Source organism: Pseudoxanthomonas sp. 68-E7 (genome assembly GCF_057773145.1).
The window spans coordinates 503421-523267 of sequence record NZ_JBYMTI010000002.1 but is presented as its reverse complement, the minus strand read 5'-3'; the positions used below and the strand labels follow the sequence as shown (position 1 = coordinate 523267).

14 protein-coding genes and 3 tRNA genes are annotated in these 19847 nt (G+C 67.6%); 14 read left to right on the top strand and 3 right to left on the bottom strand.

The genetic code is table 11. The features are described from left to right. Positions 1-53 precede the first annotated feature (53 nt). Both AC3DE2_RS06875 and AC3DE2_RS06870 read right to left on the bottom strand, forming a co-directional pair. The gene (locus tag AC3DE2_RS06875) at positions 54-632 is read right to left on the bottom strand and encodes an HD domain-containing protein (protein ID WP_488425583.1); all 579 of its coding nucleotides are present in this window, start codon (positions 630-632) and stop codon (positions 54-56) included. 45 nt (positions 633-677) lie between these two features. After that, on the bottom strand, positions 678-2801 hold the full coding sequence (locus tag AC3DE2_RS06870; protein WP_488425582.1) for a phosphocholine-specific phospholipase C: 2124 nt from the start codon (positions 2799-2801) through the stop codon (positions 678-680). 522 nt (positions 2802-3323) lie between these two features. On the opposite strand from AC3DE2_RS06870, the gene AC3DE2_RS06865 reads away from it, so the two are divergent. The 14 genes from AC3DE2_RS06865 to AC3DE2_RS06800 all read left to right on the top strand — a co-directional run bounded on the left by AC3DE2_RS06865 (position 3324) and on the right by AC3DE2_RS06800 (position 16905). Continuing rightward, positions 3324-5696, top strand: a complete 2373-nt coding sequence (locus AC3DE2_RS06865; RefSeq protein ID WP_488425581.1) for a DNA internalization-related competence protein ComEC/Rec2 — start codon at positions 3324-3326, stop codon at positions 5694-5696. 63 nt (positions 5697-5759) lie between these two features. Further along, the gene (locus AC3DE2_RS06860) at positions 5760-6425 is read left to right on the top strand and encodes a MotA/TolQ/ExbB proton channel family protein (protein WP_295377292.1); all 666 of its coding nucleotides are present in this window, start codon (positions 5760-5762) and stop codon (positions 6423-6425) included. Positions 6426-6432: 7 nt separating this feature from the next. Beyond that, positions 6433-6855, top strand: coding sequence for an ExbD/TolR family protein (locus AC3DE2_RS06855; RefSeq protein WP_295377294.1), 423 nt, complete (start codon positions 6433-6435; stop codon positions 6853-6855). Beyond that, complete coding sequence (gene msbA / locus AC3DE2_RS06850) at positions 6852-8609, top strand: lipid A export permease/ATP-binding protein MsbA (RefSeq protein WP_488425580.1); 1758 nt, start codon at positions 6852-6854, stop codon at positions 8607-8609. The genes AC3DE2_RS06855 and msbA overlap by 4 nt, the downstream gene beginning before the upstream one ends. Positions 8610-8614: 5 nt before the next feature. Continuing rightward, positions 8615-9613 carry a tetraacyldisaccharide 4'-kinase gene (gene lpxK / locus AC3DE2_RS06845; protein WP_488425579.1) on the top strand — a complete coding sequence of 333 codons (999 nt, stop codon included), beginning with the start codon at positions 8615-8617 and terminating at the stop codon, positions 9611-9613. Positions 9614-9624: 11 nt separating this feature from the next. After that, entirely contained in the window at positions 9625-10389 is a 765-nt protein-coding gene (gene kdsB / locus AC3DE2_RS06840; protein WP_488425578.1) for a 3-deoxy-manno-octulosonate cytidylyltransferase, read from the top strand. Continuing rightward, positions 10386-10850 carry a low molecular weight protein-tyrosine-phosphatase gene (locus AC3DE2_RS06835; protein WP_295377305.1) on the top strand — a complete coding sequence of 155 codons (465 nt, stop codon included), beginning with the start codon at positions 10386-10388 and terminating at the stop codon, positions 10848-10850. The genes kdsB and AC3DE2_RS06835 overlap by 4 nt, the downstream gene beginning before the upstream one ends. 25 nt (positions 10851-10875) lie before the next feature. After that, positions 10876-12297 carry a redoxin domain-containing protein gene (locus AC3DE2_RS06830; protein ID WP_295377307.1) on the top strand — a complete coding sequence of 474 codons (1422 nt, stop codon included), beginning with the start codon at positions 10876-10878 and terminating at the stop codon, positions 12295-12297. Next, positions 12294-14141: an excinuclease ABC subunit UvrC gene (gene uvrC / locus AC3DE2_RS06825; protein ID WP_488425577.1), complete on the top strand. Its 1848-nt coding sequence runs from the start codon at positions 12294-12296 to the stop codon at positions 14139-14141. The genes AC3DE2_RS06830 and uvrC overlap by 4 nt, the downstream gene beginning before the upstream one ends. Before the next feature lie 7 nt (positions 14142-14148). Then, positions 14149-14796 carry a CDP-diacylglycerol--glycerol-3-phosphate 3-phosphatidyltransferase gene (gene pgsA, locus AC3DE2_RS06820; RefSeq protein ID WP_488425576.1) on the top strand — a complete coding sequence of 216 codons (648 nt, stop codon included), beginning with the start codon at positions 14149-14151 and terminating at the stop codon, positions 14794-14796. Beyond that, positions 14787-14862, top strand: a tRNA-Gly gene (locus tag AC3DE2_RS06815). The genes pgsA and AC3DE2_RS06815 overlap by 10 nt, the downstream gene beginning before the upstream one ends. Before the next feature lie 90 nt (positions 14863-14952). Continuing rightward, a tRNA-Cys gene (locus tag AC3DE2_RS06810) sits at positions 14953-15026 on the top strand. 98 nt (positions 15027-15124) lie between these two features. Next, positions 15125-15211 (top strand) — tRNA-Leu (locus AC3DE2_RS06805). A gap of 140 nt (positions 15212-15351) precedes the next feature. After that, positions 15352-16905 carry an EAL domain-containing protein gene (locus tag AC3DE2_RS06800; protein ID WP_488425575.1) on the top strand — a complete coding sequence of 518 codons (1554 nt, stop codon included), beginning with the start codon at positions 15352-15354 and terminating at the stop codon, positions 16903-16905. Positions 16906-17027: 122 nt separating this feature from the next. On the opposite strand, the gene AC3DE2_RS06795 is transcribed toward AC3DE2_RS06800, so the two are convergent. Further along, complete coding sequence (locus AC3DE2_RS06795; RefSeq protein ID WP_488425574.1) at positions 17028-19652, bottom strand: TonB-dependent receptor; 2625 nt, start codon at positions 19650-19652, stop codon at positions 17028-17030. Between the last annotated feature and the right edge of the window lie 195 nt (positions 19653-19847).

Genomic DNA, 19847 nt, shown 5'->3' with positions numbered 1-19847 from the left:
CGTCATCGTTTTACTGTGCGAAACCGCGTGTTCCCGTATCGCCGGAGACAGGCTCAGGCGCCGAAAAAGTCCTGGTCCCGCGCCTGTTCCAGCCGCGCCTCGAGATAGCGCCACAGCGCCGGGCATCCGGCCTCTATCGGCGGGCCGACCCGCCGGACCACGCGCTCATGGCTGATGCCGTTCTCGCGCCAGCTCTGGCCCTGGTTGGCCAGGTTCAGCAGCACCGGCATGGCCCGATCCACCGCATGCGCGAACACCGCTTCAGGCGTCAACGCCTCGTCGAATTCCTGCCACAGCGCGAGCAGCAGTCCGCCCTCGGAAGCTGGCAGCAGTCCGAAGATGCGCCGGACCACCGCCAGCTCGGCGGCCTTGCGTGCTTCCCAGCCGTCCTCGACGAAGGCCATGGTGTCGCCGGTATCGATCTCGCCGATGTCGTGCACCAGCAGCATGCGAACCACCCGATCCATGTCGATGTCCGTTGGCGCGTACTGCGTCAATGAAGTGGCCAGCAAGGCGAGCTGCCAGCTGTGTTCGGCCGAGTTTTCGTGGCGATCGATCCCGCGCAGCCGGATCTTGCGGGTGACCGCCTTGAGCTTGTCCACTTCCAGGATGAAATCAACGATGGCTTGCATGGGAAACCGGGCGAGGGAGCAAATCAAATGGGGCGCGAGGTGCCATCAGGCCTGGCCCATCGCCGGATCGGAGATCCCGTCGGCGCCGGTTTCCAGGCGCCCGGCGAAGCGGCGCAGGAAACCGTCTGCACCCGTCACGCTGAAATCGTACCAGCCGCCATGGGCAGCGAGCGCCCAGCGCCATTGCCGGTGCTGGCCCGGCGCCAGCGTGGCGGGCCAGGGGCCATCGTCGCGGTAGGCGTTGGCGATGATCGATATCGGGGCGGCCTGTTGGCCGTGGTTGGATGTGTCCAGCAGCAGCGAAGCCGTGTCCACGTCGTAGCTTGCGCTTGTCTCGATGGCGACGCCTGCGCGGATATCGCCTCGGAAATGGCGATGGAATCCATTGGGCCCAAGTATCCACAGATCGTAGCGGCCCTCATCGGCGGCTAGGGTGTCCCAGTCATCGGCGAGCTGTCGGCCGGCTTCAACCGCATAACGCCGGGGAACACGATCCAGGTGCAGCCGATCGTAGACGTGGAACACGGCGCCGGCATGCCCGCTGTTGACGAACGCCAGCCGCATCGCGCCATTGGCCTGTGCATGTCCGTGCACCTGCAAGGCATAGGGAAGCGCGCGGGAAGGCCGGCTGCCGGTCGCCTGCCGGGGCGCCTTCTGCGCGTCTTCCGTGGGCGGCATCAGGGCGGGTAACGCTTCCTGCGCCGCGCGCAGGGCGTCCGCACCGGATCTGCGGCGCTGCGGCAGGCGCGGAAGCGACTCGCCGTTTGGATTGGCGAAATTGAACGCAGTGGTGAGATCCCCGGTCATCGCGCGGCGATAGGCGCTGATGTTCGGTTCGGCCACGCCGAAGCGCGCTTCGAGGAAGCGCAACACGGAGGTATGGTCGAACACCTGCGAATTGACCCAGCCGCCACGGCTCCAGGGCGAGACCACGTACATCGGGACGCGCGGACCCGGACCGTAAGGACGGCCATCGGTGTGGTACTCGCCGGTCGTGGCGACGGTGGAAGCGCCCGCGAGCCTGCCATCGGCATCACGCGCCGGTGCGCAGGGCGGCGGCATATGATCGAAGAACCCATCGTTCTCGTCGAAGTTCACCAGCAGCACGGTCCGGCTCCAGACCGCCGGATCCGCGGTCAGCGCGTCCAGTACTTCCTGCGTGTACCAGCCTCCCTGCACCGGGCTGGAAGGATCCGGATGTTCCGAGTAGGTCGCTGGCGCCACGATCCATGACACCTGCGGCAGCGTGCCGGCGGCGATATCGTCCTTCATCGCCTGCAGGAAGCCGCCGTCGGGCAGGGTATTGCTAATTCCCTTCAACAAGGGACTGATGGACTCGTCTGCCGGCTGGTAGGCCGGGAATCGGGTCGCCTTGGGCGGATTGCCGCGCGCGCGATTGGCTTCGCGGTAACGCCTGAAACCGGCCAGCGGGTTGTCGGTGAAATTGTCCGGGAGGTTCTGGTAGACCTTCCAGCTCACGCCAGCCGCCTGCAGGCGCTCGGGGTAGGTGGTCCAGCGATAGTCGCCGCCTTCGGCGTCGAACGAATCACCGCTGTTGTCGATGACCGGTCCGCCGGCGACGCCGGCGGGATCGTTGGTGCCGCTCCAGTGGAACAGGCGATTGGTGTTGGTGCCGCCATGGAACGAGCAGTGGTAGGCATCGCACAGGGTGAACGCGTTCGCCAGGGCGAACTGGAATTCCAGTTCGGCTTTGGTGTAGTAGCCCATCGAATGCGGTTGCTTGTGGGTGGGCCAGGCCTGCATCCGTCCCAGGTCCCAGGCGGCCTGGGCATCGGGATAGCTATGCGGTGTGCCGGCCACGCGTTGTGCGTTGCCGGCGCGGCCGTCCAGGTGAAAGGGCAGGATGGTGCGCGCGACCTGATCCTGCGCGTAGCGCTGGTGCCAGACGGTGCGATCGCCTGGCGCCGGTATCGGGAAGCGGTCGCCGAATCCGCGAACACCGCGAAAGGTCCCGAAGTAGTGATCGAACGAGCGGTTCTCCTGCATCAGGATCACCACGTGCCGCACGTCGTGGATCGAGCCGGTGGCGCGATCCGCGGGAATCGCCAATGCGCGGCGGATGGCGGGCGGGAACGCGGCGAGCGCCATCGACGCGGCCGCGCCGGCGCCGGCACGCATTAGGAAATCGCGTCGGCTGGAGGAAGTCATGTCAGCGGCATGGAATGAAGTGGAGATTGCGGGGAAGCCGGCGTGGTGTGCAGGGCGGGCCGTTGCCTTTTCACGCCATCAGGCGCAAGGGAAGGGAGTCTCGCGGCCGGATCGAGCGGACGTCAATAGTCCTGCGCGGATTCAATGTGCTCGCGTTTCAATCGAAAGCATACGCGCTACTTTCTTGCGGATGCCCCGACATGGAATGCACAGCCAGTATCGCAGGCCCAACCGGCAGCCATTGCGGATCGCGTCGTGCGTCAACTGATACGCGCATCGGATTTATCCGATGGCGATGGAGGCCATTGGCTGATTCCGCCCTGGCTGCGCGCGACGCTAGTCTGCGCTCATCTCACGGAAGGAAGTCGTCCGCATGGATGCGGGAAGAGCCCGAGGTCGCGCGGCTGCAACGCGGTGCCATCAAGCGAGTGGCTGTGATGCGGGCGGTTCGGACCGGAAGACGGTGCCGTGTCGACTCGGACGGTCGTCGTGTTCCGATGGAGCCGGCCCGGAGCCCCTCCAGTGACGCACGGCAACGCGGATCGTGTTCCTTCGCTGCTCGGGCCGTGGGCCGCGATTGCACTGCTTGCGGGAAGTGGCGCCTGCCTGTCGCTGCCGGCATTGCCGCCGCATTTCCTGCTATGGGGATTGGGCATCACCGGCGTTTGCGGGTGGCTATGGCGCTGGCGCGGACGCTGGCTGGGTGTCCTGCTGTCCGGTTTTGCCTGGGCGGGATTGCAGGCCGGCGGGTCATTGGCATTGCGTGTTCCGCCCGAACTGGAGCGGCGTCCGCTGACCTTGACCGGAGCCATCGCGGAACTCCCGCAGCATGAAGCCCGGCGGACCCGCTTCCTGTTCGTGGTGGAGGAAGGCGAGGGTGCCGCGGCCGAGCTGCGGGGGCGACGGATCATGCTGTCATGGCACGACGACTACGGCGCACGGCAACCCGGGGCGCGATTGAAACTGCGTGCGGGCGAGCGCTGGCGTTTCCAGGCCAAGCTGCGCGCGCCGCGCGGCCTGCGCAATCCCGGTGGCTTCGATAGCGAGAAACATGCGCTGCTGCAACGCTTCAGTGCCACCGGCAGCCTGCATCACCCCGAGCAAGCACACCTGCTTTCTCCGGCAACGGGCGTCGACGCCTGGCGCGAGGTGATGTCCGCGCGCATCGGCCATGCGGTCGCGTCGCCCTCTTCGCGCTTCGTGCGTGCACTGGCATTGGGCGATACCCGTGGCCTGACACAGGACGACTGGTACATCCTGCGCGCGGTCGGCTTGACCCATCTGATCGCCATTTCCGGCTTCCATGTCGGCATGGTCGCCAGTGTGTTCGCCGTGTTGGTCGGAGGCGTGTGGCGCCTGTTCCCGGGGTGGGCCCGGCGCCTGCCGCGTCCCCAGGCCATGGGCCTGGCGGCTGTGCTCGCGGCCCTGGGCTATGCCGTCCTGGCGGGCTTCGCGCTGCCGACCGTGCGCACCGTCCTGATGATGGCGGTGTGGGCGGTCGCGCGCCTCGGACGCCGTCCGGCAAGGGTGGCCGATACATTGGCACTGGCCCTCATCGTGGTGCTGCTGTTCGATCCCTTATCGCCGCTCGCGGCCGGGTTCTGGTTGAGTTTCGGCGGCGTTGCCTGGCTGGCATGGTGCCTGCCGGCGACCGGCACCCAGCATTGGCTGCGCGGGTTCCTGTCCGCGCAGGCCGTGGCCACGGTGGGGCTGCTGCCGTTGACGGTGGTGCTGTTCGACCAGGCTTCCCTGGCCGGTCCGTTGGCGAACCTGGTCGCGATTCCCTGGTGGAGCCTGGTGGTGGTGCCATTGTCCTTGCTGGGCACGGCGGCCGAAGCGCTGGTCCCCGGAGCCGGCACCTGGCCATGGCGGTGGGCGGCTGCCTGTTTCGACCTGAGCTGGCCGGGTTTCCGCTGGCTGGCGGACGGCCGCTTTTCGCTCTGGTGGCTGCCGGAAGCCGCCCCGTGGGCGGTGGGGTTCGCGCTGCTGGGCGCCTTCTGGTTGCTGTTGCCGCGCGGGGTGCCGGGCAAGCCGCTGGCGGCCCTGTTGTGGCTGCCGCTGTTGTGGCCGGATCGCGATTTGCCGCGAAAGGGCGAGGTCGAGCTGGCGATGATCGATGTCGGCCAGGGCCTGTCGGTGCTGGTGAGGACTTCGCGGCACGCCCTGCTGTACGACATGGGACCGGCGATGCGTGGCGGCTTCGATGCCGGCGAACGGGCGGTGGTGCCCGCGCTGCATGCCTGGGGCGTACCGCGCCTGGACCGGGTCGTGGTCAGCCATGACGACAATGATCATGTCGGCGGCCTGGCGAGCGTCCTGCGCGCGCTGCCGGCCGGGATGGCCCAGGCGCCGGCCGGGCAGGGCGCCAAGGTGGAGGCTGCGTTGCCTGCGATGCCCAGGCGGCCGGAACGGCGTGATTGCCTGGCAGGGGAGAGTTGGGAATGGGACGGCGTGCGTTTCCGCTTCCTGCACCCGCGCCCGCACTTCCCGAACCTGGGCAACGAATCCAGCTGCGTACTGCGGATCGAGACCGACCACGGCGCGGCGTTGCTGACCGGCGACATCGGCGAGGTGATCGAACGCGAACTGGTCCGGAGATTCCCGGCGGACCTGCGTGCCGCCGTGGTGTTCGCGCCACACCATGGCAGTGCCGGTTCTTCGGATCCCCGTTTCGTCGCCGCCACCGGCGCACGCCTGCTGCTGGTGTCCAGCGGTCATCGCAACCGGTTCGGCCACCCCAAGCCGCAGGTGGTCGCGCGCTGGCGGGCCGCCGGGGCCGAGGTGGTCGATACCGCCGACAGCGGCGCGGTCCAGGTCTGGCTGTCGCCGCAGGGGCTGGCGCTGCGTGAACGGCGTCACGCCCGGCCGAGACTGTGGGACGCGGCGCGGCGCTGAGGAGCGCGTGGGCTATCCTATCGCCCATTGATGAGACGGCCCTCCGGGGTCCGAGGACTGAACGTGCTTGAACTGGTCAAGGCCGGCGGCTGGCCGATGATCCCCCTGCTGCTGCTGGCGGTGCTGGCGCTGGCGATCGTGGTGGAACGCTTCTGGACACTGCGGCGCAAGGAAATCATGCCTCCGGGCCTGGGCGAGGAGGTCCGCAACTGGGCGGGCCGCGGGCAGCTTGAACCGGCCCACATCGAGTCCCTGCGCCGGACCTCGCCGCTGGGTGAACTGCTGGCGGCCGCGCTGGACGTCCGCCAGCGCCCGCGCGACCAGATCCGCGAACGCATCGAGGACACCGGCCGCCACGTGGTGCACCGGATGGAGAAGTTCCTCAACGCCCTGGGCAGCATCGCCTCGGCCGGTCCGTTGCTGGGCCTGCTGGGTACCGTGGTCGGCATGATCCAGATGTTCCTGGGCATCCAGGACAGCGGCGTCGGTGACGTCAACCAACTGGCCGGCGGCATCGGCAAGGCGCTGGTGTGCGCGGCCACCGGCATGATCGTGGCGATTCCGGCGTTGATGGCGCACCGCTATTTCCGTGGCCGCATCAACGGTTACGTGGTGGAGATGGAGAAGGAAGCCATGCAGTTGCTCGATGCGCTCGACGCCCGCCAGCCGCGTCCTGCCGCCGGCGTGCGTCCTGCCGCCGCTGCCGCCAGTGCGGCGGTCGGAGCCTGAGCCGCGCATGAGGATCCGCGACGACCGCGCCCACGAGGAGCCGGAGATCAACCTGGTGCCGTTGATCGACGTCATCCTGGTGCTGATCATCTTCTTCGTCATCACCACGACCTTCGATTCGCGCTCGATGCTGCAGCTGCAACTGCCCAGCGCCAAAGGCGAGCCGGTGGCGGCGCAGGCCAAGACCCTCAGCGTGCTGGTCAATGCCGACGGCCATTACTTCGTCGACGAACACGAAGTGCTGCGCACCGACGTGGATGCGCTCAAGCAGACCATCGCCCAGGTCGCCGGCGACGATCGCTCGCGCCCGGTGCTGCTGCGCGCCGATGCGCGCACCCCGCACCAGGCGGTGGTGACCGCCTACGACGCGCTGGCGCAATCGGGCTTCCGCACCATCCAGATCGCCACCGCGCCGGAGGTGAAGCGGTGAGCGCGCAACCTGCTTCCGCCTGGCAGACCTACCGTCGGCTGATCCGCCTGGCCAAGCCCTACCGGGCCCTGTTGCTGCTGGCGTTGCTGGGCATGCTGATTGAAGCGGCAGCCAGCGGGGCCTTCAGCTACCTGATGAAACCGGTGGTGGACGGGACATTCGTCGCCCGTAACACCAGCATGGACCTGACGTTGCCATTCGCCATCGTCGGCCTCTTCCTGGTTCGCGGCCTGGCGGGTTTCCTCACCGACATGAGCATGGGCAAGTCCGCGCGCAGCATCGCCCGCGACATGCGCGTGCTGGTGCTGGGCAAATACCTGCGCCTGCCAGGCATGCGTTTCGACAGCGAGCCGGTTCCCTCGATGCTGGTCCGGCTGGGCTCCGACTGCGACCAGATCGCGCAGGCGGCGGTGGACGCGACCAAGGTGGTGCTGCAGCAGTCTTTCCAGATCATCGCGATGCTGGCGGTCATGTTCCACAACAGCTGGCAGGTGACGCTGGCGATCCTGTTGCTGGGGCCTCCGCTGGCCTGGGTCATGGACAAGGTCGCCCGGCGCTACCGCAAGATCAGCCATCGCATCCAGGAGAGCAGCGCGCAGTTGCTGCAGGCCGCGGACCAGACCCTGAGCAGCCAGCAGGAAGTGAAGGTCTACGGCGCCCAGGCCAGCGAGATGGATCGCTACCGCAAGCTGGCCGACAACAATCTGCGCCTGGCGATGAAGGTGGAAGCCACCCGTGGCGTGTCCTCCGCGCTGGTCCAGATGATGGGCGCGGTCGGCCTTTCGCTGCTGTTGGTGGTGGCGGGTTACCAGGCCATGCAGGGCCGATTGACCGCGGGCGGCTTCGTATCTTTGATGGTGTCGATGATTGCCATCATCCCCGCGCTCAAGCAGCTGACCAACGTGCAGAACATGACCCAGCGCGGGGTGGCGTCGGCCGAACGGCTGTTCTCCGTGCTGGACGCGCCCGACGAGGTCGATGCCGGCACCCGCCCGCTGGCGCGGGCGCAGGGGCTCATCGAGTTCCGCGATGTCACCGCGCGTTATCCCGGCCAGGTGCGGCCGGCGCTCAGCGGCATCAGCTTCACCGCGCGCCCGGGCACCGTCACCGCTATCGTCGGTCGATCCGGCAGCGGCAAATCCAGCCTGATCAAGCTGATCCCGCGCTTCTACGAGCCCGAGACCGGACAGATCCTGGTCGATGGGCATGCCGTGCAGGAGTATCCGCTGGCGGATCTGCGGCGCCAGATCGCCCTGGTCGGCCAACAGGTCATGCTGTTCGACGGCACGGTCGCGGCGAATGTCGCCTTCGGTGAAATGCAGGACGTGCCGGAGCCGGCGCTCGTGCAGGCGGTGGAAGGCGCCAACGCGATGGAATTCGTGCGCGAACTGCCGGAAGGATTGCAGGCCCAGGTCGGCGCCAAGGGCGGCCGCCTGTCCGGCGGCCAGCGCCAGCGCCTGGCGATCGCGCGGGCGATGCTGAAGGATGCGCCCATCCTGATCCTGGACGAAGCGACCGCCGCGCTGGACAACGAATCCGAGCGCCTGGTGCAGAACGCGCTGCAGAAGTTGATGCCGGATCGCACCACGCTGGTGATCGCGCACCGCCTGTCGACCATCGAGCACGCCGATCAGGTGCTGGTACTGGATCAGGGCAGGCTGGTCGAGCAGGGCACCCACGCCGAGTTGCTGGCCCGCGACGGCCTGTACGCCCACCTGCACCGCATGCAGTTCCGGGAAGGCGATGGCGAGTGAGTGAAGTGAGCAAGTCCCGCCACGTTCCACCCGACTACTGGTATTCCGATGCCCCCGTTCCCGTCCATGCGCGCGCGCTGGCGGCGATCTACGGGGGGCTGATCGGCCTGCGCGCGCGGCTGTACCGTTGGGGCGTGCTGCGCCGGCAACGACTGGCCGTGCCGGTCATCGTGGTCGGCAACGTCACCGTCGGCGGCACCGGCAAGACCCCCCTCACCATCGGCCTGGTGCAGCGCCTGCGCGAAGCCGGATTCAAGCCGGGCGTGGCCAGCCGGGGGTACGGGCGCGCCAACGAGGAGCAGCCCCTGTGGGTGGAGGCGGCCACGCCACCGGATCGGGGTGGTGACGAGCCCGTGCTGATCGCGCGCCGGACCGGCGTGCCGGTGCGGGTGGATCGGGATCGGGTCGCCGCCGGCCGTGCGCTGATCGCGGCGGGCTGCGATGTCGTGGTGTGCGACGACGGCTTGCAGCATTACCGCCTGCGGCGGGACATCGAGATCGAGGTCATCGACGGGCAGCGGCGTTACGGCAATGGCCGGCTGCTGCCGGCCGGCCCTTTGCGCGAGCCGATCGAGCGCGGTGCGGCCTGCGATTTCCGCGTGCTCAATGGCGGCGAGCCGGCGTTCGGCGAATGGCCGATGCTGCTCCACACCGATGCGGCGCAGCCGCTGCGTGGCGGCCGTCCGCGTCCGCTGGCCTCGTTCGCCGGCCAGCGCGTGCATGCGGTCGCCGGCATCGGGCATCCGCAACGCTTCTTCGACAACCTGCGTGGCCTGGGCATCGGCGTGGTGCCGCATGCCTTCGATGATCATCATGCCTACCGAGGCGAAGACTTTGCCTTCGGCAGTGAATTGCCGGTATTGATGACCGAGAAGGATGCGGTGAAATGCGCCGCCTTCGCCAAGGACTGGTATTTCAGCGTGCCGGTGTCGGCGCGGCTGCCGGAGGCTTTCTGGGTGGCCTTGCTGGACCGTCTGCCCAGGACCGAATCTCCTAACCCATGACGACGGGCGACATGACGACAGGATTCATCGTGGCCATCCCGGCCCGCTACGCCGCTTCACGGCTGCCCGGAAAACCGCTGCGCCTGATTGGCGGCGACCCGCTGGTGCTGCACGTGGCCCGCCGCGCGCTGGCCGCCGGTGCGGACGAGGTCTGGGTCGCCACCGACGACGAGCGTATTCGCGAGGCCCTGCACGGCACCGCGGTGCGGGTGGCGATGACCCGGCCGACCCATGCCTCGGGCAGCGACCGTCTCGCCGAATGCGCCGATATCGCCGGCTGGCCGGATGACGCGGTGGTGGTCAACCTGCAGGGCGACGAGCCGTTCGCGCCGGTGGCCGGGATCCGGACGGTCGCGCGGACGCTGGTCGACAGCGGCGCCGAGATGGCGACCCTGGCCACACCGGTCGAGACGGCCGAGGCCCTGTTCGATCCCAATACCGTCAAACTGGTGCGCGCGGAAAGCGGCGACGCGCTGTACTTCAGTCGCGCGCCGATTCCCTGGCACCGCGATGCCTTCGCCCGGGAGCGCGACACGCTTCCGCAAGGTTCCTGGCTGCGCCACATCGGCATCTACGCGTATCGCGCGGGCTTCCTGCGGCGCTTCACCCGCCTGCCGCCCGGGCAACTGGAGCAGATCGAATCGCTCGAGCAGTTGCGGGTGCTGGAAGCCGGGCACCGCATCGCGGTGGCACTGACCCCGGAACCGTTCCCGCCGGGCGTGGACACGCCCGAGGACCTGGCCCGCGCCGAACAGCACTGGGCGCGCGGGGCATGAGGCTGCTGGTGATCTGCCTGGGCAATATCTGCCGCTCGCCGATGGCCGAGGGCGCGTTGCGCCATCACCTCGCCGCCTCGCCGCTGGCGGGTCGGGTGGAAGTGGATTCGGCCGGCACCGGCCATTGGCACCTGGGCGAACCGCCGGACCACCGGGCAATCGCCTGCGCGCGCCAGTACGGCGTGGATATTTCCGGCCTGCGCGCGCGCCAGTTGCGGCCGGAGGACTTCGACAATTTCGATTGGCTGCTGTGCGCGGACGGGCAGAACCTGCGCGACGTGCGGCGATTCGCGCCCGCCGAGATGGCGCACAAGGTGGAACTGCTGCTGGAGTGGAGCGGCGTCGAGGCCGGCGGCAGCGTGCCGGATCCCTATACCGGCGGCCCCCGTGATTTCGACCGGGTCTGGCAACTGGTCGATTCGGCGGCACGGGCGGCGGTCCGGCGCCTGTCCTCGGGATAGGACTACGGCATAATCGGGGCGAACCATGAATGCGACGACCGCTCCCGAACTTCCCCAGGGACTGCCCTGGCTCAACGCGCCCTCCGGATCGCTGCTGGAACAGCGCGGCCGGATCGTGGCGCTGGCCTTCGTCAACGCGGCCTCGGCCTGGTGCGGGCAGCGCCTGAACGAACTGGCGGCGCTGCAGGCCCGCCACCTGGGCCGCCTCCAGACCCTGGTGGTCAACGTGCCGCGCTTCGACAGCGAGCGCGATCCGCAGACCGCGCTCAAGCGGCTGCGCCGGCACGGGATCGGTTTCCCTATCGCGCACGACGCCAACTGGGCGGCCTGGCAGGCGTTCGGCATCGAGGCCTGGCCGACCGTGCTGCTGATCGATGGGGAAGGCGTCATCCGCCATCGCCTGGTCGGCGCCGACAACGGCACCGAACTGGAGCGTTCGGTATCCGCGCTCTGTGAAACGCTGGCCCGGCCCACCGATGACGATCTCCGCGGTCCGCGCGAGAGTCATCCCGAGCCGCGCCTGGCCTTGCGGTTCCCGACCGGTCTTGCAGCCACGCCGGATCGCCTGTTCGTGGCCGACAGCGGCCATCACCGCATTCTCGAATGCACCCACTCGGGCCGGGTGCTGCGCCAGTTCGGGCTGGCGGCCGCCGATCTCATCGATGGCGATCATACCCACGCCGCGTTCCGCAATCCGCATGGCCTGGTGGCGTTGCGCGAATCGCTGTATGTGGCCGACACCGGCAATCACGCGTTGCGCAGGATCCACTTGGCGACCGGCGCGGTCGATACCCTGTGCGGCAATGGCCGCGCGGGCGAGCCGGTGGAAGGCGTGGTCGGCCAGGCGCGTGGCGTGCCGCTCAACCAGCCGCTCGCGCTGGCGACCAGCAACAACCAGATCCACATCGCCATGGGCGGCGACAATCGCATCTGGAGTTATGACCTGGCCACCCGCGAACTGCGCGCGCGCGCCGGTTCGGGGCAACTGGAAGTACGCGACGGCAGTGGTCCGATGGCGGCGTTCGCCCAGCCGGCCGCGCTGGCGGCGGTGCACCAGACGCTATATGTCTGCGACGCGCTGGGGTCCGCGATCCGCTCCCTGCAATTGCGCACCGGCATCGTGCAGACGCTGGTCGGGCAGGGACCCTGGGTGTTCGGGACCGAGGACGGGCCACGCGAGGCCGCGCGCCTCCAGCATCCGCAGGGCATCGCCATCAGCACCGACGCACCGCTGATGTGGATTGCCGACAGCGGCAACAGCAGCCTGCGCACGCTGCGGCTGGGGGGCGGCGAACTCAGCAGCGTGGCCTTGCCGCGGCCCCTGCACGGGCCGACCGGCCTGGCGCTGTCGGAAGGCACGGTCTGGATCGCCGAAACCGACGCGCACGCCGTGCTGCGCTACGACATCGCCAGCGGCGAATTGAGCCACGTGCCGATCGACGAATGAGCGGTCGCAAGTCCCCGGATTTCGATGGCAAGGCGTTCGCGGCGGGCTTGAGCCTGGCGCCCGGCGTCTACCGCATGTACGCCGCCGACGACAGCCTGCTGTATGTCGGCAAGGCCGGCGCGCTGCGCAAGCGCGTGTCCAGTTACTTCAGCAACACGCCGAAGACGCCACGCATCCTGTCGATGCTGTCGCAGGTGGCGCGGATGGACGTCACCGTCACCCGCACCGAGGCCGAGGCGCTGCTGCTGGAAAACCAGCTGATCAAGTCGCTCGCACCGCGCTACAACGTGCTGCTGCGCGACGACAAGAGCTATCCCTATGTCCTGCTGACCCAGGAAGGCTGGCCGCGGATCGGATTCCATCGCGGGCCGCGGGCGGTTCCGGGCCGCTACTTCGGTCCGTACCCCAGCGCCGGCGCGGTGCGCGAAACGCTGAACCTGATGCAGAAGCTGTTCAAGATCCGCAACTGCGAGGACAGCGTCTTCCGCAATCGCTCGCGCCCGTGCCTGCAGTACCAGATCGGCCGTTGCAGCGCGCCCTGCGTTGGCCTGGTGGAACCGGACAGCTATGCCGAATCGGTGCGACAGGCGGGCCTGTTCCTGGACGGCCGAAGCGACGAGCTCACCGGAGAGCTCAGCCGGGCGATGGAGAGCGCCAGCGAACGGCTGGAGTTCGAGGAGGCCGCGCGCCTACGGGATCTGATCGGCTCCATCCGCAGCCTGCAGGCGCGCCAATACGTGGATGGGCACGCCGCCGACCTGGACGTGCTCGCCTGCGCGATGCGTGGCAGTTCGGCCTGTGTCCTGCTGCTGGCGTTCCGCGACGGCCGCAATCTCGGGACGCGCACCTTCTTCCCGCGCACCAACGGCGAGGAGAGCGCGGAGGAGGTGCTGGCCGCCTTCGTTTCGCAGTACTACGGCGAACAGACCCCGCCGCAGGAAATCATCCTGGACAGGGAAATCCCCGACGCCGAACTCATCGAGACCGCGCTCAGCACATCGGCGGGGCGCAAGGTCCAGCTCAAGTGGAACGTGCGCAGCGAACGCGCCGGCTATCTGGACCTGGCGCGGCGCAACGCCGAGATCGCGCTGGTCACCGAACTCACCAGCCGGGGCGCGCAGACCGCACGCAGCGAAGCGCTGCAGGGACTGCTGGGACTGGCCGAACCGGCCCAGCGCATCGAATGTTTCGACATCAGCCACACCATGGGCGAGGCCACCGTGGCGTCCTGCGTGGTGTTCGACGCCAACGGGCCGGTCCGCGCGCAATACCGGCGCTTCAACATCACCGGCATCGAGCCCGGTGACGACTACGCCGCCATGCACCAGGCCATCGAGCGCCGGTTCCGGCGCGCGGTGGAGGAGGGGGGCGTGCTGCCGGACGTGCTGTTGATCGACGGTGGCGCCGGCCAGTTGGCGCAGGCACGGGGCGTGCTGGCCGATCTGGGCGTGGACAGCGTGGTGCTGGTGGGCGTGGCCAAGGGCGAGGAACGCCGGCCCGGCCACGAAACCCTGGTCCTGGCCGACGGCCGCGAGGTCCGGCCAGGAGCGGCGTCGCCGGCCCTGCAACTGATCCAGCAGGTCCGCGACGAGGCGCACCGGTTCGCCATCACCGGGCACCGCGGCAAGCGGCAGAAGGCGCGGATGACCAGCAAGCTGGAGGACATCCCGGGCATCGGCCCACGCCGTCGCGCCAGCCTGCTCAAGCATTTCGGCGGTCTGGCCGGGCTCAAGGCCGCGGGCGCGGACGAGATTGCCCGCGTCGAAGGCATCAACGCCGCGCTCGCCGAGCGGATCTACGCTAACCTGCACGGGTTGCCGGCGCCGATTGCGGGAAACGAGTAGAGAAGCAATGAAGTTGACTATCCCCACCTGGCTCACCCTGTTGCGGATCGTGCTGATCCCGGTGCTGGTGATGGTGTTCTACCTGCCGCACAAATGGACCAATTTCGCGGCGGCCTTCATCTTCATCCTGGCGGCGGTCACCGACTGGCTGGATGGCTGGATCGCGCGGCGCTACCACCTGTATTCGGCGTTCGGCGCGTTCCTGGATCCGGTGGCGGACAAGCTGATGGTGGCGGTGTCGCTGTTCCTGATCGTGCAGGACAACCCGACCATGTGGATGGCCATCTGGGCGGCGGTGATCGTCGGGCGTGAAATCGCGGTGTCGGCGCTGCGCGAGTGGATGGCCGAACTCGGCCAGCGCGCCCGGGTCAAGGTGGCCACCATCGGCAAAATCAAGACCATCGTGCAGATGGTGGCGTTGGGCTGCCTGCTGTACGCGGCGACCCCGGGGCCGGTGGATCGGGCGGACATCTGGCTGGGTGAATGGATTTTCAGGATCGGCGACTGGCTGCTCGCGATCGCGGCTATACTTACGCTCTGGTCCGGTTTCCAGTACCTGCATGCGGCATGGCCGATTCTGCGGGCCGACGAGAAAAAAGCAGTTGACAGTTCTCGGGATACCGGTAGAATTTCCAACTTCACCACGCGGGAATAGCTCAGTTGGTAGAGCACGACCTTGCCAAGGTCGGGGTCGCGAGTTCGAGTCTCGTTTCCCGCTCCATATTCAGGACAAAACCCCGTTCGCGGGGTTTTGTTTTGTAAGGCGCTTGAAATGGCGCCGTGATTGCGCCAGTCTCGCGCAATCGCCATCGGCCTGGTGGCAGAGTGGTTATGCAGCGGACTGCAAATCCGCGTACGCCGGTTCAATTCCGACCCAGGCCTCCATTTCTGAAAACCGACCTCGTGGTCGGTTTTTTTGTGCCTGACGGACGGAAGGGTTCGCGACTTTCCATCCCGTCCTGGCTCAGGCACGCTATCGGCATGCCCGGATGGCGAAATTGGTAGACGCATCGGACTTAAAATCCGCCGGCCGCGAGGCCATGCCGGTTCGATTCCGGCTCCGGGCACCATGATGGAGAAACGGGATTCCAATGCGGAATCCCGTTTCGCGATCGGGATTCGTCCGGGACGCCCGCGCCGGGCAACGATCGGCAGGGGGCTTGGCCAGCGACGTGGCGATCATCCATTCCCACCGCAAAGAATGATATCCATGAAGCAGGCACGGAGATGGACAACCTCGCGATGGGCAGGTCGTTTGATCTTCCTGCTCGTGCTGCTTGCCACGATGGCGATCGCGTTGCAGATGCGGGATGCGGTTGAACGCCGATGGCTGGACCATGCAGTCAGCCAGCAGGGCGCGCGGGTCGTCGATCAGATCGACCAGGTGTTCGATACGGTGGCCCGCATGCTGGCTGAAGCGGATCGCTCGACGCGTGCCGACTGTTCGGCGGAGGAACTGCGGCGGCTGCGGGCGGTTTTCATGCGGGCCAAGTTCACCAAGGATCTCGGCCGGTACGTGGAAGGGAACCTGGCATGCACCGCCGTGCTCGGAGTCCTGGCGAAACCGGTCGTGTCGCGCCAGGAACCCCTCGTGCTGGGGGCCGGGTTGACCGGCTACTGGACGGCGCTCTCGCTGACGGATCAGGATTCCTTTGCCTTGGTGGTGCGCACGGAGAAGTCGAGTGTCCATGTGGACTTCGACGCATTCCGGGTGACGCGATGGCCGGGCCTGTATTACGTGGTCGGCCTGCGGGACCGGGCGACGCGTCTTGTCATCGGGCTCGATGCGCAGCACTTGCCTGGCTTTGTCGAAGCCGGAAAAGGGCAGGGCCGCGAGGATCGTCGATTCTGTTCGCGGCGTTTTCCCATCTGCGCCACAGTCCTGGTCACGGCCGTGGCCGACGAACGCGCGCGGACGAGCGCCCTGTGGACGGTCCTGATCCTGGGGGGGCTGCTGGGAACCTGCCTGGGCTGGCTGGCGTTGGCCGCGCACCGTCGCTGGAGCGCGCTGCCCGCGCGGATGCGCCGCGCGCTGGCAGCAGGACGATTCGCGCTTCGTTATCAGCCCATCGTCGCGCTGGAGACGCCTCCCCGCATCGTCTCGGCCGAGGCGCTCATCCGCTGGATCGATGGCCCCGCATCACCGGAGGTGTTCATCGCTGAGGCGGAGCGCACGGGGATGATTGCCGAGATCACCGCGTTCGTCGTGCGCACGGTGCTGGACGAGAACCGCGAACTGTTCGAGGCCTTTCCCGATTTCCGGGTGACCATCAACGTGAGCTCTCCCGAACTGGTGGATGGCAGCCTGATGGAGACCCTGGACTTCCATTGGCCGCCTGGCCTGCCGCGACGCCATATCGGCTTCGAATTGACCGAGCGTTCCACGGCGGAACTGCAGGACATCCTGCCGGAGCTGGAACGCCTGCGCTGGCTCGGCCATCCCATCTACATGGACGACTTCGGTTCCGGCTATTCCAGCCTGAGCCAGCTGCAGCACCTGCCAATCGATTACATCAAGGTCGACCGCTCGCTGTTGCCAGAAGCGACGGCGCAACTGCAAGGTTCGATCCTGCCGGAAATCCTCGCCATTGCCCGCCGACTTCAGGCGGACCTGGTGTTCGAAGGCGTCGAGACCGGCGAACAGGCGCGGATGCTGGAGTATCCGGATCAGATCGTGCTTGCGCAGGGGTGGTACTTCGGCCGGCCCGATACCGTCGAGGTGTTGACCCGGTTGATGACGCCGGACATTTCCGGAGCGGCCTGACACCCCGCCTGTCGATGCACTAGCATCGACGAACGTCTTGGTGTGACGGATTGCGCGAATCCGGGGTTGAACCATGACGACAGCCCTGCCAGGGCTGTCGTCACGAAATCATGGCAACGACGTCAGAACCGGTACTTCACCCCGAGCGAGACGAACTGGCCGCGCAGGTTGTACTGGGTGATGTCGAAACCGTTGGAGCCGCCGGCCGGATCGAACGGCGGGTCCTTGTCGGTGAGGTTCTGCACCGCCAGCGACAGCGTGGTCTTGGGAATGCCCTGGTAGGCCACGTAAAGATCCAGCTGGTGATACGGCTTGACCTTGTCGCGCAGGCCCGGATTGCTGGCCTGGGTGGATACGCGCTGGTCGTAGCCGGCGATGTACTGCAGGATCAGCGTGCTTTCCCAGTTGCCGGCTTCCCAGCCGAGCGAGGTGGTGCCGCGGTTCTTCGGCAGCGCGCCCAGACGGTTGTTGCCGGCACCGTCGTAGGGCGCCTGTCCGGCCACCAGCGGCTGCTTGAACTCCAGCAGGTGGGTCCAGCTTCCGCTCAGGGTGAAATTGCCGGCCGAAGCGGTGCGGAAGGTGCGGCTGAAATCCAGATCGATGCCGGAAGTCTTCAGTTCTCCCTGGTTGGAATACTGGTTGGTGATGATCTGGATGCGACCCTGCGCGTCGCGGATGACCCGGCCCGGGAACTGGGTGGGATTGTTGACGATGAACTGCGCATTGTCCGGCTTGATCAGGTTGTCCTGCTCGATGCGGTAGTAGTCCAGGCCGATGCTGGTGTCCGCGTCCGGCGACCACACCGCGCCGATGTTGAAGTTCTTCGAGCGTTCCGCGTCCAGATCCGGGTTGCCGGTGCGCACGTTGGTGACGCCGCGGCTGCCGCCCGGCGACAGCGGATCGTAGGGATCCACCACGGTGCCGTAGCTGATGGTCTGGCCGGGCGCGATTTCCGGCAGCGACGGCGCGCGGAAGCCGCGCGAGAACGAACCACGCAGCAGCAGCGACTCCAGCGGCTGCCAGCGCAGCGCCACTTTCGGCGAAAAGGCGTTGCCGAAGTCGTCGTAGTGATCGGCGCGGCCGGCCAGTTGCAGCTCCAGGGTCTGGTGCAGCGGCACGCTGAACTCGGCGTAGGCGGCGCTGACCTTGCGTTCGCCCTTGACGATGTTGATGGCCGGGCGCAGTTCGGTGCCGGACAGCACCTGACGGCTGGTGCGCGCGTCCAGCGACTCGCGGCGGAATTCCGCCCCCCAGGCGAAGCCGATCGAACCGGCCGGCAGTTCCAGGAAGGACGTCGAAGCCTTGGCGCTGATCCCGTCCAGGCGGTAGTAGCCCGGACGCTTGGTCTGCAGGCGCAGATCGTTCAGCGGCGCCGGCGTGCGGGACGGATCCAGGAAGTCGTAGCTGCCGTCGGCGAGGATGCGCTGGAACGCGTAGCGGTTGATGAAGTTGTCGACGTATTCGCGTTGCAGGCTCTGCGAGGTCTCCGCGGCCACTTCCCAGTCCCAGCGTTCGGTCTGCCCACGCAGGCCGGCCAGGGCGCGGTAGAACACCTGGGTGTTGTCCTTCAGGCGCGGGCCGAGATCGAAGAAGGTGTATTCGAACGGCAGCGGCACGCCGTTGGGGTTGTTGGGATGGCCGACCGGCAGCGCCACCGGGATGTCCACCAGGGTGCCGGTGGCGGGGTTGTAGGCGCGCAGGCCGGGACCGACCGTGAGCGGCGCGCTGAAGATCTGATCCGCCTGGTTGTGGCTGTAGAGCAGGTCGGCGAACAGTTCGGTGCGCTCGCCCAGGCGGAAGGTCGCGCTCAGTGACGCCTGGATGCGTTCGGCGCCCGGTTGCAGGGTCTTGTATGGCTGCGCGTTGAAGGCGCAGGCATTGCCGGGCAGGGTGCTGCCGAAATCGCTGTACGGACGCAGCACGCTGCCATCGGGGCACGGCGAGAACGGGGTCGGCTGGCGCGGATTGAGCAGCCAGTTGCCACCGGCGGTGGACCAGCCGGCCAGGCGCCCGCCGGGCTTGTCGCGGAAGTCGCCGCTGCGGGTGAAGGCGCGTTCGTCCGCGTCCAGGCGCTCGCGCTTGAGCAGATCCAGGCCGAACAGCACGTTCCAGCCCTGCTGTTCGAGATCGCCGAAGCCGAGCAGCAGGTTGGCCTTCTGTTCGTCCAGGCCGCCGCGGGTGGCGCCGCCGACCGCGCCGCCGACCTCGATGCCCTGGAAGTTGCGGCGCAGGATGATGTTGACCACGCCGGCAATCGCATCGGAACCGTACACGGCCGAGGCGCCGTCCTTGAGCACTTCGATGCGCTCGACCGCGCCGATCGGCAGCGCGTTGAGGTCGACGAAGGTGTCCTGGGTGTTCAGCGCGAAGCCAAAGTTGGCCACGCGGTAGCCGTTGACCAGCACCAGGGTGTTCTTCGGGCTCAGGCCGCGCAGGCCGATCGAGGCCGAACCGGCGGAGAAGCTGCCGGTGTACTGCTCGTCGTAGCTGTTGCCGGCGTTGGCCGACAGCGAGCGCAGCACGTCGGTCAGGGTGGATTTGCCGGTGCGTTCGATTTCCTCGCGGGTGACGACCTGCACCGGGTTGGGACCGGCGGTATCGCTGCGCTTGATGTTGGAGCCGGTGACGACGACCGCGTCGAGGGTCTTGTCCGGTGCGGGCGCGTTGGCGTCGGTGTCCTGGGCGTGGAGGAGGGGAGGGAGGATGGCCAGCGAAATGGCCAGGGCGAGCGGGGTGGTTCGCGACATCGAAAGGCATCAAACAGTGGGCGCATGATTACCGCACGCCAATGCTGCACTGCCGAATGACCTGCGATTATCCCGACATGACCGATTGGCATGTCTTCGCGCTTGACCTGGTTTGTCCGACCGGCCCGCGACCGAAAACCACCCGTACAGGTGGCGGTCGCACGCCGGTGGCGGCGGGACATTAAGATGCCCGGG

What these genes read in the sequence shown, in the direction of transcription:
- AC3DE2_RS06800 (WP_488425575.1), top strand. Translation starts at nt 15,352, where the DNA reads ATGAAGCAGGCACGGAGATGGACAACCTCGCGATGGGCAGGTCGTTTG.
- AC3DE2_RS06795 (WP_488425574.1), bottom strand. Translation starts at nt 19,652, where the DNA reads ATGTCGCGAACCACCCCGCTCGCCCTGGCCATTTCGCTGGCCATCCTC.
- AC3DE2_RS06875 (WP_488425583.1), bottom strand. Translation starts at nt 632, where the DNA reads ATGCAAGCCATCGTTGATTTCATCCTGGAAGTGGACAAGCTCAAGGCG.
- AC3DE2_RS06855 (WP_295377294.1), top strand. Translation starts at nt 6,433, where the DNA reads ATGAGGATCCGCGACGACCGCGCCCACGAGGAGCCGGAGATCAACCTG.
- uvrC (WP_488425577.1), top strand. Translation starts at nt 12,294, where the DNA reads ATGAGCGGTCGCAAGTCCCCGGATTTCGATGGCAAGGCGTTCGCGGCG.
- AC3DE2_RS06835 (WP_295377305.1), top strand. Translation starts at nt 10,386, where the DNA reads ATGAGGCTGCTGGTGATCTGCCTGGGCAATATCTGCCGCTCGCCGATG.
- pgsA (WP_488425576.1), top strand. Translation starts at nt 14,149, where the DNA reads ATGAAGTTGACTATCCCCACCTGGCTCACCCTGTTGCGGATCGTGCTG.
- kdsB (WP_488425578.1), top strand. Translation starts at nt 9,625, where the DNA reads ATGACGACAGGATTCATCGTGGCCATCCCGGCCCGCTACGCCGCTTCA.
- AC3DE2_RS06830 (WP_295377307.1), top strand. Translation starts at nt 10,876, where the DNA reads ATGAATGCGACGACCGCTCCCGAACTTCCCCAGGGACTGCCCTGGCTC.
- AC3DE2_RS06870 (WP_488425582.1), bottom strand. Translation starts at nt 2,801, where the DNA reads ATGACTTCCTCCAGCCGACGCGATTTCCTAATGCGTGCCGGCGCCGGC.